Below are 967 nucleotides of genomic sequence, written 5' to 3'. Positions count from 1 at the left end.
AGCAAACGACCGATTAGTTTTTCGTAGCTACTCCGGGAATGGCTGGGATATCGCCGAGGCGCCATATAAGGTTCAGCGCTACAACAGCGAGAGCAAAGAGACCTCCTTAAGGCTAGCAAAACCTGGAAAAGGATTTGAGCTAGAGGCCAGCCCAGTACCAAAGGAAGCAGCAAACGCTCAACCAGTGACACAGACCTACTCCGCGCTCGAAACGGTCGCGCCAACAAGCTGGTTTTTTGGCTACCAAAACGACAATGCGCAAAACACGCTCTCTCTTGTTTTGTCTGGCCGCGATGCTTTGAATTTTCATAACTGGGGATTGGTGGTCGGTCGCGACTTTGAGAACGATGTGAACAAACTTCAAGCGTCATACACGCTCTATAACCACTTCACCGCACTCTACTCGAAAGACTATGACTACGCGCTTGGAGGCGCATCAGCACCACCCGAGTTTGTAGATAAAACCACTCTCCTGGAGGAGAACGAAAATATCGCGCTGCTCGCTCATACAGATATTCCTTTTGACTTTTCCAACCTCCGCATTATTGGAGGCGGTAATCAAGAACAACGGGCAGCCGATTATCTTCTCAACCCTGCACTCAATAACACTCTAACCGTAAATACAGTCGGACTTGCCGTGCAATACACCGACGCGAGTTATGCTCTCTATGGCATTAGCCCCTCGCACGGCAGAATACTGTCTATGAATTTGGAGCGAGATAAGCTAGAACGGGATTTTCAAGCTGCTAACACCGATAGTTCTGATGGCAATGTTTGGACGGTTGAATGGAACGAATATTTATCGTTATACAATGCCCACACGTTAGCACTTAGGGTGATGCAAGGCTATGCGGAGCAAGGCGCGGATGTATTCGACCTCGGCGACAGTCCGAGCAGTAGCCCCTTTGAGCAGGCGATCATTCATGGTCGAGATTACCCGTTGCGCGGCTACCCCGATAGGACTAGC

At 49.9% G+C, this 967-nt stretch carries 1 protein-coding gene; it reads left to right on the top strand.

Annotated elements, in window-relative coordinates:
• Positions 1–967 (top strand): hypothetical protein (locus tag A3750_RS25730; protein ID WP_197474822.1); only part of this gene is annotated, 967 nt, incomplete at both ends.

It is taken from the genome of Oleiphilus sp. HI0079 (genome assembly GCF_001635105.1).
This window is presented reverse-complemented; position numbering and strand designations above follow the sequence as displayed.